Raw genomic sequence first — 14,345 nt, 5'->3', positions numbered from 1 at the left:
ATTCGGTTAGCTCGTCAAACAACATGAAATGTTCACGACGAGCAAAGCGAGGAGTGGGTAAAAGTTTTTGAAGTTTTTAAGAAACTTTTTTCAAAAAGTTTCTTAAGGTCTTTCCCGTGAAAGGAGACAATATGACAATTCTTGACGCAATCATCCAAGGGGTGATCCAGGGGGCCACGGAGTTTCTGCCCGTGTCCAGCTCCGGGCACCTGTCCATTTCCCAACACATCTTCGGCATCGAGCTGCCGGGGATCCTCTTCGACGTGATGCTCCACCTGGGCACCCTCATCGCCGTGGTATTTGTGTACCGCAAGCTGATCTGGCGGCTGATCCGGGAGTTCTTCTCCCTTCTGGGGGACCTGTTCCGGGGGCGCTTCCGGTGGAGCGAAATGAATGCCGACCGGCGGCTGATTTTCATGCTGATCATCGGCCTTCTGCCTCTGTTTCTGCTGTTCCTGCCTATCCCGGGCACAGATATGAAGCTGAAGGATCTGTCGGAGCAATTGGCTTCGGACTCCGGCATCATCGTGGAGGGCGTTGCTCTTCTGATGACCAGCCTTTTGCTGTTTCTGGGCATCTGGGCCAACAAGCGCACCACAGCTTCGGGCGCGGGGGCCGGGCGGCACTGGGCCAGGGGCGTGAAGGCCGGCCGGGACCAGCTCACGGTGGGGGACTCCGTCCTGGTAGGCGTCACCCAGTGCCTGGCGGCGGTGTTTCCGGGGCTTTCCCGGTCCGGCTCCACCATGTCGGTGGGGCTGCTGCGGGGCATCAACCAGCAGTCCGCCCTGGATTACTCCTTTGTGCTGGGGATTCCCTCCATCGCGGCGGCGGCGTTGGTGTCCCTGAAGGACGTGGGTTCCGCCGGGGAGAATATCGGCGCGGCACCTCTGGCCGCGGGTGTGGTGACGGCGGCGGTGGTGGGCTTTCTGGCCATCAAGCTGCTGAAATGGATCGTCACCACCAACAAGATTAGCGTGTTCGCCATCTACACCCTGCTGGCCGGGGCGGCGGTGACGGCCATCGGGATCATTGAGAAGATCAACGGCGTGAACCTGTTCACCGGCAAGCCCCTGTGACAGAGGAATTTGATAAGGGGCCTTTGGGGCCCGGCACACGGCACAAAGAATGGCAAAAGGATAGGACTAGGTTTCACCGTGGTGTCAAAAAGATAGACACTCGCGCGGCTCGCTCTATCTTTCCGTTTTGCTTTGCAAAACTCGGATAGTTAACCGAGCGCAGCGAGCGTTAACCTATTATTCACCACCCGCAAAAATTGCGCTTCTCAGGAGTTAAGGGCGAGACCCAGAGCCTCCAAGGTCTTAACAGATAGGAGAGGAAAATCTTTGGCAGAACAGAAAAAGACAGGCGGGAAGAGGACCGCCGCGAACAAGCGTCCCGCCGGGGGGAAGAGCTCCGGCGGGGCAAAGCGCGCCTCGGGAAGCCGGGGAAAAACCGTAAAGCCCACGGCAGAGGAGATCCGGCAGAGAAATCAGGTGCGGGCTGTGGTGCTCTTTGCCTGCGCGATTTTCCTGGCCTGCGTGGCGGTCATTGAAGGGGACAGCCTGTGGAAGTGGGCCCACAATGTGATGCTGGGCCTCTTTGGCGGCTGGGCGGTGCTGTGGCCGGTGCTGATGATCTATGTGGCGGTGATCACCACCCTGGACAGGCCCATGGGCTCCATCAGCGGGAAAATCTGGCTCACCGTGGTGGCGATCATACTGTTTTGCGCCACGGGCTTTGTGTTTGGCGGCGCGAAGATCGCCCCGAACCTCTCCTTCTTCGACTACATAGCCGCTCTCTACCAGACCAATGCCGGCGTGGGCGGCGGCGTGGTGGGCGGCCTTCTGGGCCAGCTGCTCGTCAGCGCGGCGGGAATCCTGGGGGCCCGAATTATCGTGCTACTGCTGCTCTTTGTCAGCGTCATGGTATTGACGGGCACTACCCTCATCGGCTTGTTCCATACGATCAAACGGCCGGTGGAGGCGGTAAACGAGGGACTTCAGACGGCTCGCCAGCGCCGGGAGGAGGAACGGCAGATCCTGGCCCAGAGCCGTCCCAATATTGACGTGCCCTTGGACCCTGTGCAGCCCTCGAAGCCCTTCTCTGCCGACGTGGCCTCCCTGTTCCCCCCGGTGGAGCCCAGGAAAAAGAAAAAAGAGCGTAACGAAAAGCTGGACAAGCTCCAAGAGGTGTTCGGCATAGAGCCGGAAAAGCCCCAGCCTGAGCCCGCCTCCCTGCCGGAGGCCGGGCCGAAGGAGCCCCCCGAGCCCCAGCTGCCCGCATCGCCGGTGGTGTCGGAGAATCCTCCGCCTGTGCCGCCGGTCCACACCCAGGAGGCGCCCCCGGAAGAGCCCCAGCCCCTGTTCGGCGAGGACGAGCCTGAGCCGGAGGCAGAACCCACCCCGGAACGTCCCGCCCCCCTGGAGGCCACTGCCCGCCAGACAGCGCAGTATCAGAGCCTGGAGCAGGCTCCGGGCAGCTATTGCTTCCCCCCGGTGAGTATGCTGGCGGTGAGCCCCCAGGTGGATCACGCCAAAGAGACAGAAGAGCTTCAGACCAACGGCCGCATTCTGGTAGATACGCTGAACAGCTTTGGCGTGTCCACCAAGATTTTGGACATCTGCCGGGGCCCCTCGGTGACCCGGTATGAGATCCAGCCGGCGGCTGGGGTGAAGATCAGCAAGATTACCAGCCTCTCGGATGACCTGGCCCTGAACCTGGCCGCTACCGGTGTGCGCATTGAGGCGCCCATTCCCGGCAAGGCGGCGGTGGGGGTGGAGGTGCCCAACCAGACCCGCAGCTCGGTGCGGATGCGGGACCTGATTCAGTCCAATGCCTTCCAGACCTCTAAGGGGAAGCTCTCCGTGGCCCTGGGCCGGGATATCGCGGGCCAGCCCGTGGTGGCGGATTTGGCCCGGATGCCTCATATCCTGATTGCGGGCACCACCGGTTCCGGCAAATCTGTATGCACCAACTCCATGATCATCAGTATGCTCTACAAGGCTACTCCTGACGAGGTGCGCTTTCTGATGATCGACCCCAAGGCCGTGGAGCTCACCGGCTACAACGGCCTGCCCCACATGCTGGTGCCCGTAGTCACGGACCCCCACAAGGCCTCCGGCGCTCTGGGCTGGGCCGTGAACGAGATGATGAAGCGGTACAAGATTTTCTCGGAGAACAACGTGCGCAATCTGGCCGGGTATAACCACCTGGCCGAGGCCCAGAACTACGAGGACGAAAACGGCCAGCCCATGCCCGCCATGCCTCAGATTGTAATTATCATCGATGAGCTGGCGGACCTGATGATGGCCGCGCCCAAAGAGGTGGAGGACTCCATCTGCCGTCTGGCCCAGCTGGCCCGGGCGGCGGGGATGCACCTGGTGGTGGCCACCCAGCGGCCCTCGGTGGACGTGGTGACCGGCCTAATCAAGGCCAACATCCCCAGCCGCATCGCTCTGACGGTGTCCAACGCGGTGGATTCCCGCACCATCATCGACACCGTGGGCGCGGACAAGCTCCTGGGCCAGGGCGACATGCTCTTCGCCCCGGTGGGCAGCAACAAGCCTATCCGCGTCCAGGGCTGCTATGTGAGCGACGACGAGATCTCCTCCATTGTGGAGTTTGTGAAAAAGACCAAGTCCATGGACTATGACGAGGGCGTGATTGAGGAAATTGAGCGGAACGCCGCCAGCGGGGACTCCGGCAAGGCCGGGGACGAGGACGGCGGCGGAGATGTGGACCCCATGATGGACGAGGCCATCAAATGCGTGGTGGAGGCGGGCCAGGCCAGCACGTCTCTTTTGCAGCGGAGGCTGCGGCTGGGCTACGCCCGGGCCGGGCGGCTCGTTGACGAGATGGAGCAGCTGGGCATTGTGGGGCCCCATGAGGGCTCCAAGCCCCGGCAGGTGCTCATGACATATACCCAGTGGCTGGAGCGAAATATGCAGAAATCCGACCCGCCGGAGGAGGAATAGAACGAAAAGCCCGCTGAAAAACACTTGTTTTTCAGCGGGCTTTTCCCTTTAGACCATTAGTTTCACCTCGTCGCCGATCAGGGTGGCGATACTGTGGTGGGTTTCCTGGTTGATTTTCAGCCGGGCATTGTTGATCCATATCCGGGTGCCGGGATAGGCAACGCCAAAGGTCAGCCGTCCGGAAAGCTGGGTTTCCTGGCGGGCCTGATATTCCTCCAGCGTCTTGTTATACTGGTTCAGCTTCAGCTTGCTGACGGAAAGCTGCATCCTCATTTTGGACATGCGGCTGGATTTGCTGGGACTGTTGGGCTCCCGCTCTGCCTCTTTCAGATTCTGTTCTAACGCGGAGATCTCCTGGGTGATCAGAGCCTTCTGATAGTCCTCGCAGGGCAGTCCGCCCAAGGTAATGGTGGTGCGCACCTCGGTTTTTGAGCCCACAATATTGGCGCCCACCTCCCGCGCGGCCCGGATTTCTCCGCCGATGATGGCTCCCCGGCCGGTCTGGGCATAGACCGCCGCGTTGCTGTATACATCGCAGCCGATGATGCATTCCGAGTGGAGGTTCTCCTGGGCGTGGACGCTGCAATTTTCCAGGTATTTGGCGAAGATATCCCGATGAGACCGGATGACGGCCTGGTTGTTTCCCTGAACGCCTTTTGCCAGCACCAGATCGCCTCCGGCCTCGATGGTACAGGCCTCCACCACACCGTCCACGGTGATGTTTCCCATAGCCCGCACGGTAAACCCGCTGCAAATGTCCCCGTGGATGTGCACGTCTCCCAGAAAATTCACATTGCCGGTAGAGTAGTCTACGTTTCCGGAGATCTCCATCAGCGGGTTCACCTGGAACGCCTTGGCGGAGAACTCCAGCCCGCCGGTGTGGGTGGCGATCAGGGAACCGCCGTCCTCAGAGAGAGCGGTGTTTCTCCCCATGGGAGGGGCCACAGGCACGCCGTCCCGGGTGGGAATCTCCTTGCCGGTGACGGTATGTCCCGGCACGCCGGGCGTGGGGGGGATGATGTGGCAGATAACGTCGCCTTTGTTCACGTTTTGGGTTTTGCCGATGGCGGTATAGTCCACGCGGTTGTATTCATCCACCGGAAGCTCTTTTGAAACCACGCGGGGGTACATGTCCTCAATGTAACCGTCTGTGCCGGGGACGGGGGGCTGGCCCGCCGCACCCGGGAAAAGGTGGAAATAGCGGTTTTCCTGGGTGGGGATAGAGGTCAGCAGGGAGTCGTTCAGGCCAAAAGAAACGCCGGCGGCGGTTAGAGCGCTGACAATGTCCTCATGGGTGAGCTCTTTGCCCTTTCCCACAGGAGGATACAGCATAATCCAGGCGCTGAGGGCGTCTCCGGCCACAAACACCAGAACCGACGCGTCCAGATTGACCTCCGGAGGCTGGAAGTCCTCCTCCTGGGTGGGGTTGGCAGGGGGTTCGGCGGCTTTTAGGCGGGCTTTGGCGGAAATACCGAGGGAGGTTTCCAGGCGGCCCAGCTCTCCGTGGACAGCGGCGGGGGTGAAAAATTGGGTTTCACGGCCAGGGTCGAACATGCGCAGCTCAGGCTGGGGCATCCAGCCCGCCTGATTCCGCCGCAACCGCCAGAGGTCATAGATGGCGTGGTCTGAGGGCAAGCGCAGCAGATAGGGGTCCGGCTGGACATAGGTGAGGGCTTTTTGGCTTTCTGCCAGCTTCAGAGGTTTGTCCGAAACACGGGCAGGCCTGGGTCCGGAGGAGTCAGGAGAATTTTCGGGAGAAGCGGTTTTTTTTCGACGTCTTGAAAAACGAAATTTCAGCAGCCTCGACAGGAAAGAGGGCCGTTCGCTCATGATATATACCTCGCTTTCAGCAATTTCGAATGCAACTCCTAATATTATTATAGTCGGAACCGGGACTTTTGACAAGTAAAACTTTCAATTTTGACCAGAAATATTTCGCTTCGTCGGAAATAAGTTTCATTTGTGGAGAGAGCCCCGCCAGGAGGCTTGACGGCTTTCCCCCCTCGGTGCTATACTTTCGAAAAGGCAAGTGCGCAAAGTATACTGGCATTTGTCATGAAAGAAAAGGGGGAACGAGAATGACATATGCAGAGGCCTTGGAGAAAATAAATTCCCGGCTGCTCTTTGGGATGAAGCCGGGGCTGGAACGGATGGAGCGCCTGATGGAGCGCCTGGGGAATCCCCAGAAAAGGATGAAATTCGTCCATGTCTGCGGCACCAACGGCAAGGGCAGCGCCTGTACGCTGACGGCCAGCGTGCTGCGGGAGAGCGGCTATCCCACGGGGTTGAACATCTCGCCCTATGTGATGGATTTCCGGGAGCGTTTCCAGATCAACGGGGAGATGATCTCGAAGGAGGAACTGGCGCGGGAGTTGGACGAGATCTGGCCCGTGGTGGAGCGCCTGGACAGGGAGGAGTGCCCGGTGTCGGAGTTCGAGCTGGTGACGGCCATTGCCCTGCACTGGTTCGCGAAAAAGGGCTGTGACATCGCGGTGATGGAGGTAGGCATGGGCGGTCTGATGGATGCCACCAACATCATCCCCGTGCCAGAGGCTGCGGCTATGATGTCCATCTCTCTGGACCACACCGCCTGGTTGGGGGATACCGTGGAACAGATTGCCCGGGAGAAGGCGGGAATCATCAAGGACGGAGGCCGAGTGGTCCTGTACCCCGAGCAGCGGCCCGGCGTGCGGGAGATCGTGGAATCCGCCTGCCGGGAGCATGGGGCCCAGCTGCGGGTGCCGGACCTGAGCAGGCTCCAGGTGCTCCGGGAGGGTATCGACGGCACGGATTTTCAGGAGGGGGGCCTTGCGCTGCACACACCGTTTCTGGGAGCCCATCAGGTGAAGAACGCGGCTGTGGTCCTGGAAATTGTGGAGATCCTCCGGGAGCGGGGCTTTTCCATCCCGGACAAGGCTCTGGTGGAGGGATTCGCAAAGACTTTCAACCCGGCGAGGATGGAGATCCTCTCCCGCCGGCCCCTCTGCCTTTTGGACGGCGGGCACAATCCCGGATGCGCCCAGGCCCTGCGGGACGCCCTGGAACGCTTTGTGCCCGGGCAAAAGACCGCCCTTATGGGCATGATGGCGGATAAGGACAGCGCCGCCGCCCTGAAAATCCTGGGGCCCCTGTTCCAGAAGGTGGTCACCGTGACGCCGGAGAATCCCCGGTCCCTGAGCGCGGAGGCCCTGGCGGAGCAGGCGGGCCGGTTCTGTCGGGAAGCCCTGCCCGCTGAAAGCTGCCGGGAGGCCCTGGACCTGGCTTTGGAGGGACTGGGGGAGGAGGACGCTCTCATCGTGTGCGGGTCCTTTTATCTGGCGGGAGAGATACGGCCCCTGCTGCTGGAAAAATTTTCGGGCCGGTGACAGGCTTCTGCAAAAATCGCGGGGGGAAGCCTGTAAAATGAAATTAACCGGAACGTTTTTCGGAACAACATTGACCGGTCCATCTGGTCAAAACTTGGCAACGCTAAGTTTACAGCTGGCGGGGAGTTTGGGGGGGAGCGTTCTGCCGGATACTTGGCAAAGCCAAGTATTGCAGACAACGCCGCGAACCGACCGAGTCGGCAGACGAGACCAGGCGAGACTCGCGTAGCCCTCAAGATCTTGCCCTTGACCTTACCTCCTCGGAAGCGCATTTTTTGAAGTGGTGAATCATAGTTAATGCTCGCTTCGCTCGATTAACTATACAAGAGGGGGAGGAGAGTTCATCTCGTTATACGAGATGAAAAAATCCCCTGGAAACCGGAACCCGCCAGCTCTGTGGGGCGGGCAAGCCTTTCGTTGGCTTTGCAGAGGCAAAGCGAAACAAGAAGTCTCACCTGCCGGTTCGGTCGGGTCGGTCTCTATCGGAGACCAGCACCCCCATACGAGGGTTTCTTGCGGGAAACAGTCCCCTGGACTGTTTCCCTATCTTCCCGCGTTGTTTTCTCAGGTGTTTCAAGGCAAGACCTTGGGGACTCTGGTTTCGCCTGGTCTCGTCTGCCGGCTCGGTCGGTTCGCAGCTTGTGTGCCACAGGCACACGCTCATCCCCAAGCCCCTGCAGCCTTTGAGAAAGGTAAGACTTCGTAAAACGAAGTCTACGAAACTTTTACCCTGGCGAGCTTTGCGCTCTCAAATAGCTGAGCGCACAAGCGTACCCACTAAGCCCCCATATATTACATTAACATATATATATCCCAAAACCCAGAGGAAGGATGAAGAAAGCATGAGCGTACAGCTGAGCTATAAGGAAGGCGTGCTCACCGCCAAACTCACCGGGGAGATCGACCACCACAGCGCCCGGGAGATGCGGGAGGCCATCGACGACACCGCCCAGAAGCTGAAGCCCTACTGCCTGCGCCTGGACTTTATGGAGGTGCCTTTTATGGACAGCTCCGGGGTGGGGCTGATTCTGGGCCGGGTGCGGCTGTGTAATTTCTGGCGGGGCCGGGTGGTGCTGTGCGGGCTCTCCCCCAATTTGAACAAGATGGTGGAGCTGGCGGGGATCTCCAGCGTGGCAGCCATTGAGAGGAGGGCGGGATGATGAAACCGGTGAATCAGGCCCAGATCAGCTTTCCCTCCTATTCGGTGAACGAGGGCTTCGGCCGGGCGGCGGTGGCGGCGTTTCTGGCCCAGCTGGACCCCACGGTGGCGGACCTTGCCGATATGCGCACGGCGGTTTCCGAGGCTGTGACCAATGCCATTGTCCACGGGTATCGGGACAAAAAGGGCACGGTGTACATATCCGCCAAGATTTTTGAGGACGGCAAGGCCGTGGTGCGGGTTCGGGACAAGGGCTGCGGCATCCCGGACGTGAAACAGGCTATGGAGCCTCTGTTTACCACTGGCGGCGAGGAGCGGGCCGGGCTGGGTTTCGCGGTGATGCAGAGTTTCTGCGACAGCGTACGGGTGACGTCTACGGTGGGCCGGGGTACCAGCGTAACGCTGACAAAGCATTTTGAACCCAAAGAATAGCCCTGGCGGAGAGAACCCGCTGGTGACGGAAAACATGGGGCTGGTCCACCTGTGCGCCCGGCGGTTTCTTGGCAAGGGCATAGAGTATGACGACCTGTTCCAGGCAGGGTGCGTAGGGCTGGTAAAGGCGGCGGAGAATTTCGACCCTGCCCGGGGGGTAAAGTTTTCCACCTACGCGGTGCCGGTTATTCTGGGGGAGGTACGCAGGCTTTTTCGGGACGGCGGCTCGGTTCGAGTGTCCCGGGGGCTGCGGGAGCTGGCCCAGCGGGTACGGGAGGCGGCGGTCCGCCTGCGGGAGGAGAGCGGCCAGGCCCCTACTATAGAACAGATTGCCGGGGCGCTGGAAATCACAACGGAAAAGGCCGCGCTGGCCATGGGCGCCCTGCGCCAGCCCCTGTCCCTGACAGGGGGAGAGGAGGGGGAGCAGCTGGAAATTCCCGTGGAGGCCCCGGAGGAGCGGACCACGGAGCGGCTGACGTTATACGCCATTATCCAAAATATGGAGGAGCGGGACAGGCAGCTGATTTTCTGCCGGTATTTCCGAAGCATGACCCAGACCCAGACGGCGAAGCTCTTGGGCATGACCCAGGTTCAGGTGAGCCGCCGGGAGAAAAAGCTCTTGGCCTATATGCGCGGGGAGTTCGAGAAGTAAGAAGCTGTACCGATAGGATTTGCGTTAACTATACTTTTTGAAGGTGTGTTTTGGCCTCTGGCAGCCAGGGTTTCACCCTGGACTGGACCAAACTTTTTGAAAAGAAGTTTAAGACATTACCTTCGGTAAGTCTCAAAAACTTTTACCCTGGTTAGCTGAGTGTGCAAAAGCCGAGCACATTGCCGGGTTCAGGGGGGCGCTGTGTGCCAGTGGTACACAATCCGCGAGCCGACCGAGCCGGTAAGCGAGACCCGGAGCCTCACGACCTTGACCTTAACTCCTGAGAAGCGCATTTTTGGTGTGTGAATAATAGTTAACACTCGCTAATTGTGATGCTTGCCGAAAAAAATCTTGACAAGAGACTTCGGGCATAGTATAATATTTTGCGGAAAACAAAGTGGAATCTTTCCCACCCCGTCCGGTTTGCCGGCGAAGGTCAATAGTGCTTATGGGCGCGCTTCTGCGCATTTTCAGCAGCGTTGATTGACGGGTGGAGTTTTTCCGCCCGTTTTTTCTGCACATGAGGATATCGTTTGATGGAGGTGCTAACCATTAGCAGCAAGGAACTACAGATCAACGAGCAGATCCGCGACAAGGAAATCAGGGTGATCGATGCGGACGGCTCCCAGCTGGGCATAATGCCCGCCAAGAGAGCCATGGAGCTGGCCGAGCAGAAAAACCTGGACCTGGTGAAGATCGCCCCCCAGGCCACCCCGCCTGTGTGCAAAATCATCGACTACGGCAAGTACCGGTTTGAGCAGAGCAAGCGGGAAAAGGAGCAGCGGAAAAACCAGCGGGTGGTAGAAGTGAAAGAGGTGCGCCTCTCTCTGAATATCGACACCCACGACTTCGACACCAAGAAAAACCATGCCGCCAGGTTTATCGCCGAGGGGAACAAGGTGAAGGTTTCCATCCGGTTTCGCGGCAGGGAAATGGGACACCCAGAGCTGGGAATGGAGACAATGCGCCGCTTTGCGCAGGCCATGGAGGACCTGGCCAATGTGGAGCGCCAGCCAAAGCTGGAGGGCAGGACCATGCTGATGTTCCTTGCGCCGAAACCCACAAAGTAAGCCCGCACGGCAATGTACGGATCGAGACTTTGGCCCGGGCCTGTTTGGGCGCGGCAGAGCCGCAGAACCGAAACCGTTGTCTGGGCAGAGAATTCAAGGAGGAATAAAAAATGCCGAAGCTAAAAACACATAGCGGCGCCAAAAAGCGCTTCAAGCTCTCGAAAAACGGAAAGGTAATTCGCGGCCACGCCTTTACCAGCCATCTGTTCAATGGACATGGAAAGACCCCCAAGGTCAAGCGCCATGCCAGGGGCACCACCGTGACCGACAAGACCAATACCGCCGCTGTCAAGCGGATGCTCCCCTATAAATAAGAATCTGCATTCATAATCGAAATTGCCGGATGAGCGAGAATTTCTGGGGTCGGTCAAGGTGAATTTTCGCAGATATACCGGCGTGTGGCAATAGAAGTTAACGCGAAACAGCGCTGAAAGGCCGCCCAGGCGGTAATTTGCGGGTTGTGAATACAGGCTTTAAGGCCGGAGAAGGAATCTGAGAATCAACGGGGGCGTCGTGCCGCCGCATCATACCGGAACAGCCGGGAAAGGATTGAGAAGATATGGCTAGAGTAAAGGGCGCGATGATGACGCGCAAAAGAAGAAAAAAGGTACTGAAGCTGGCAAAGGGGTATTGGGGCGCAAAAAGCCGCCACTTTAAAATGGCCAAACAGGCCGTGATGAAGTCCGGTAATTATGCGTACATTGGCCGCAAACAGCGCAAGCGGGATTTCCGCAAGCTGTGGATTACCCGTATCTCTGCAGCATGCCGCATGAACGGCGTGAATTATTCCACCTTTATGAACGGGCTGAAAAAGGCTCAGGTGAACCTGAACCGCAAGATGCTTTCTGAGATCGCCATTGCCGACCCCCAGGGCTTTGCCGCGCTGGTGGAAAAAGCCAAGTCCTCCCTATGAGAGGCTTGCAGGCTGCGCTGTAAGGAATTATAGGCTGCCTTTTTATTTCGCCCATAGCGCCTGAGGCAGTTTGCCTTGGGCGCTTCCATTGTAGGGCGCGAATTCTGTTGGATGGACTGGTTCGCCCTGTTTTGGAGGCTAGGGCCTGTTCACATAAGCTGAGTATGCGGATTTTTGAGCAGAATTTTGGCAGATTCAAGGCAAAAATCCGCAGAGCAGCTTGCTGCTCTTATGTACTTGCCGTACTTCAAGAATTTTTAACGGAGAAGATGCCGAAAATCTGCCAAAAAGCCGCGTGCGAACGCTTATATGAACAGGCCCTTGAACAGGCCCTAAGAGCGTATCCCGAAAGCAGGCGTGTGCCAGCGCGGGAACACAAGCCCTGTGCTCTGTTTGGAAAGGAGGCTTCTCCAATGGAATATCCCCGCATCACAAGCCGCCGCAACCCCTTGGCAAAGGCCGCCGCGGCTTTGGCGGGCTCGGCCAGGGAGCGCCGGGAGCGCCGGAGGTTTCTCTGCGAGGGAGCCCGGCTGTGCCGGGACGCGGCGGAATCCGGGATCCGGCTGGAGGCCTGCTTTTTTACGGCTCAGGCCATGGAGAAATACCCGGAGTACCTGAAAGCGGTTCTGACCCGCAGTAAGGAGGCCTATGAGATTTCTCAAGAGGTGGCGCAGTTGCTTTCGGCCACAAAAACGCCTCAGGGAGTGTTCTGCGTGTGTGAATCCCCAGCCTCCCGGTGGGAAAATGTGACAGGTTTAGCGCCGGAAGGGCCCTGCATTGTGCTGGAGGATATCCAGGACCCAGGGAATCTGGGAACCATCCTCCGCACGGCCGAGGCCCTGGGGCGATTCCAGGTTTTTCTGCTTGGGAACTGCTGCGACCCGCTGAGCCCGAAGGCGCTGCGGGCCTCCATGGGAGCGGTGTTCCGGCTGGAGCTGTCTTTAGAATCCTCGCCGGAGCGGTTGCTGGCGCTTTTGCATGGGCGCGGGTATCAGACCCATGGGGCAGTGCCCAGAGAGTCCGCCCGAAAGGTAACGGAGGTGGACTTTTCAAAAGGGCTACACAGCATTTTTATTGGCAACGAGGGCAGCGGCCTCAGGCCTGGGACAGCGGCGGGGTGCGGGGATTGCGTCACGATACCGATGAGGGGCAGGGCAGAATCCCTGAATGCCGCCGCCGCTGCCACCGTGCTGATCTGGGAGCTGGCGAGGGGAGAGAGAAGCCATGGTGGGTGACAGCGCGTTCTGGATCTGGGCCCAGCAGGTCTTTGGGGAGGGCAGCCCCATGCCCTGGTACATTTACCGGAATTTCCCCGGCGGCTTGGAAGGGTTTTACCGCAGCGGGCCACGGTGCTGGAACGCTTTGGACTATATTACCGAGCAGCAGGCTGCGGCTCTCAATAAAATCCGTTTGGAGTCGGCCCAGGTGAAGCTGGAATACGCCCAGAAGCTGGGATGGAACGTGGTAACGCCGGAGTGTGAGAAATATCCCGGCCGGTTGAGGAATATTTCTGACCCTCCTGCGGTACTGTATAAAAAAGGCGAGCTTCCGGACTGGGAAAGCGTGCCTTTCGTAGCTGTGGTAGGAGCCAGAAAGGCCACGGAGGAAAGTCTGGACTTTGCCAGGACCATTGGATTCCAGCTGGCCTCTGGTGGGGCGGTTGTGGTAAGCGGAGGAGCCGTGGGAGTAGACGGCGGGGCCTTGAGCGGCGCGGTCAGCGCGCTGGGCTCTGGGGTGAGCATTCTGCCGGTGGATCTGGATAGTCCATATCTGGCAAAGAATATGGCGCTGCGGAGCAAGCTGCTGGAAACCGGCGGCGCGCTGCTCAGCGAGTATTTTTCCCAACGGAACCCAGGCCGGGGCAGCTTTCACCAGAGAAACCGCCTGATTACCGGAATCTGCCATTGCGTAGTGCTGATCCAGGCAGGGGAGAAAAGCGGAACCATGATCTATGCCCGCCATGCCGCCAAGCAGGGCAGGGAGCTCTTTGTCTATCCCGGCCCGGCCGGCGCGCCGGAGTACGTGGGCAGCAGGCGGCTGATCCAAAAGGGAGCCAGGATGGTGTCCAGCGGCTGGGAGATTTTGGAGTATCTCTCTGGTCTGGGCGGGAGTTTTGCCCCGGCGGCAGTCTGGCAGGACCAGGAGCCGCATGCCGCGTGGGTCCCCCGGATCGGAGGGAACGCCGGAGAGGAGCGGGAAGAATCCCAGGCTCCCTTGCTGGCGGATTCCTCCAAGGAGCGGAGCCCCCAGGAAAGGCAGATCCTGCGCCTGCTGGAGGCCGGGGAGAAAACCATCGACGAGCTGAAGGACCAGACCGGTCTGGAGGCGGGCGAGCTGCTGGGACTTCTCACCCAGATGGAGCTGGAGGGCCGGGTGGAGACGGCGCCGGGCCAGAGGTACCGCCGAAGCTAAGAAGGTCAAGGGAATCTCCAAATCAAGGAGATAAAAGGCAAAGCTCTAATAAGCGGACAGGAAAAGTTTTGTCGTCTCGGTTGCCACCTCGATCGGCTCGAGACGGTCGCCACCGGCGATCCTCGCCCTTTTCAAAGGTTGCGGGGGTTCTTAGGGGCAGAGTTCGTAAGACGAAGTTGAGCCCAAGAGTTGACTAAATCTTCGATTTGAATCAACTCTGAGCCGCCGGAGGGGGAGAGTCTCCAGTGGAGACTGTTCTGACCCGACCGAGCCGGCAGGCGAGACTCCAAAATATTGTCTCAGAAATACGCGATTTGGATTCTCCGAAAATCAAAACGAAAGGAAGAGGCACAGGGCCGAAGGGCCTG

General features: G+C 59.2%; 12 protein-coding genes. 11 read left to right on the top strand and 1 reads right to left on the bottom strand.

Going from position 1 to position 14,345, the window contains the following annotated elements; translation table 11 throughout:
- Positions 1-131: 131 nt before the first annotated feature.
- A complete protein-coding gene (locus D7X94_RS06305; protein WP_120426876.1) occupies positions 132-1,076 on the top strand; it encodes an undecaprenyl-diphosphate phosphatase in 945 nt (314 codons plus the stop codon).
- 267 nt (positions 1,077-1,343) lie between these two features.
- Positions 1,344-3,974, top strand: a complete 2,631-nt coding sequence (locus D7X94_RS06300) for an FtsK/SpoIIIE family DNA translocase (RefSeq protein WP_243111209.1) — start codon at positions 1,344-1,346, stop codon at positions 3,972-3,974.
- A 48-nt stretch (positions 3,975-4,022) separates the two neighbouring features.
- Here the strand turns inward: D7X94_RS06300 and D7X94_RS06295 are convergent, their stop codons facing one another.
- Positions 4,023-5,804, bottom strand: a complete 1,782-nt coding sequence (locus tag D7X94_RS06295) for a DUF342 domain-containing protein (RefSeq protein ID WP_120426875.1) — start codon at positions 5,802-5,804, stop codon at positions 4,023-4,025.
- A gap of 248 nt (positions 5,805-6,052) precedes the next feature.
- Here D7X94_RS06295 and D7X94_RS06290 point away from each other — a divergent pair, with 248 nt between their 5' ends.
- From D7X94_RS06290 to dprA, 9 genes are all read left to right on the top strand, one after another.
- Entirely contained in the window at positions 6,053-7,339 is a 1,287-nt protein-coding gene (locus tag D7X94_RS06290) for a bifunctional folylpolyglutamate synthase/dihydrofolate synthase (RefSeq protein ID WP_120426874.1), read from the top strand.
- Positions 7,340-8,181: 842 nt separating this feature from the next.
- Complete coding sequence (locus D7X94_RS06285; protein ID WP_120426873.1) at positions 8,182-8,499, top strand: anti-sigma factor antagonist; 318 nt, start codon at positions 8,182-8,184, stop codon at positions 8,497-8,499.
- Entirely contained in the window at positions 8,499-8,930 is a 432-nt protein-coding gene (spoIIAB, locus tag D7X94_RS06280; protein WP_120426885.1) for an anti-sigma F factor, read from the top strand. Before D7X94_RS06285 ends, spoIIAB begins: the two co-directional genes overlap by 1 nt.
- 22 nt (positions 8,931-8,952) lie before the next feature.
- A complete protein-coding gene (locus D7X94_RS06275) occupies positions 8,953-9,582 on the top strand; it encodes a sigma-70 family RNA polymerase sigma factor (RefSeq protein ID WP_279221756.1) in 630 nt (209 codons plus the stop codon).
- A 536-nt stretch (positions 9,583-10,118) separates the two neighbouring features.
- The gene (gene infC / locus D7X94_RS06270) at positions 10,119-10,652 is read left to right on the top strand and encodes a translation initiation factor IF-3 (protein WP_120426872.1); all 534 of its coding nucleotides are present in this window, start codon (positions 10,119-10,121) and stop codon (positions 10,650-10,652) included.
- Positions 10,653-10,762: 110 nt separating this feature from the next.
- Positions 10,763-10,966, top strand: a complete 204-nt coding sequence (gene rpmI / locus D7X94_RS06265) for a 50S ribosomal protein L35 (protein WP_120426871.1) — start codon at positions 10,763-10,765, stop codon at positions 10,964-10,966.
- Positions 10,967-11,211: 245 nt separating this feature from the next.
- Positions 11,212-11,565, top strand: coding sequence for a 50S ribosomal protein L20 (gene rplT / locus D7X94_RS06260; RefSeq protein WP_120426870.1), 354 nt, complete (start codon positions 11,212-11,214; stop codon positions 11,563-11,565).
- A gap of 413 nt (positions 11,566-11,978) precedes the next feature.
- A complete protein-coding gene (locus D7X94_RS06255; protein WP_158590916.1) occupies positions 11,979-12,800 on the top strand; it encodes a TrmH family RNA methyltransferase in 822 nt (273 codons plus the stop codon).
- A complete protein-coding gene (dprA, locus tag D7X94_RS06250; RefSeq protein ID WP_120426868.1) occupies positions 12,790-13,977 on the top strand; it encodes a DNA-processing protein DprA in 1,188 nt (395 codons plus the stop codon). The genes D7X94_RS06255 and dprA overlap by 11 nt, the downstream gene beginning before the upstream one ends.
- The last annotated feature ends 368 nt before the right edge of the window (positions 13,978-14,345 follow it).

It is taken from the genome of Acutalibacter sp. 1XD8-33, from assembly GCF_003612555.1.
Lineage (GTDB): Bacteria > Bacillota > Clostridia > Oscillospirales > Acutalibacteraceae > Acutalibacter.
The sequence above is the reverse complement of the archived record's forward strand: the minus strand, read 5'-3'. Positions and strand labels throughout refer to the sequence as shown.

Bases quoted from the DNA above. Each gene is read 5' to 3' on its own strand.
- D7X94_RS06285 (WP_120426873.1), top strand. From the start codon at position 8,182: ATGAGCGTACAGCTGAGCTATAAGGAAGGCGTGCTCACCGCCAAACTC.
- D7X94_RS06295 (WP_120426875.1), bottom strand. From the start codon at position 5,804: ATGAGCGAACGGCCCTCTTTCCTGTCGAGGCTGCTGAAATTTCGTTTT.
- rpmI (WP_120426871.1), top strand. From the start codon at position 10,763: ATGCCGAAGCTAAAAACACATAGCGGCGCCAAAAAGCGCTTCAAGCTC.
- D7X94_RS06290 (WP_120426874.1), top strand. From the start codon at position 6,053: ATGACATATGCAGAGGCCTTGGAGAAAATAAATTCCCGGCTGCTCTTT.
- D7X94_RS06305 (WP_120426876.1), top strand. From the start codon at position 132: ATGACAATTCTTGACGCAATCATCCAAGGGGTGATCCAGGGGGCCACG.
- infC (WP_120426872.1), top strand. From the start codon at position 10,119: ATGGAGGTGCTAACCATTAGCAGCAAGGAACTACAGATCAACGAGCAG.
- spoIIAB (WP_120426885.1), top strand. From the start codon at position 8,499: ATGAAACCGGTGAATCAGGCCCAGATCAGCTTTCCCTCCTATTCGGTG.
- rplT (WP_120426870.1), top strand. From the start codon at position 11,212: ATGGCTAGAGTAAAGGGCGCGATGATGACGCGCAAAAGAAGAAAAAAG.
- D7X94_RS06255 (WP_158590916.1), top strand. From the start codon at position 11,979: ATGGAATATCCCCGCATCACAAGCCGCCGCAACCCCTTGGCAAAGGCC.
- dprA (WP_120426868.1), top strand. From the start codon at position 12,790: ATGGTGGGTGACAGCGCGTTCTGGATCTGGGCCCAGCAGGTCTTTGGG.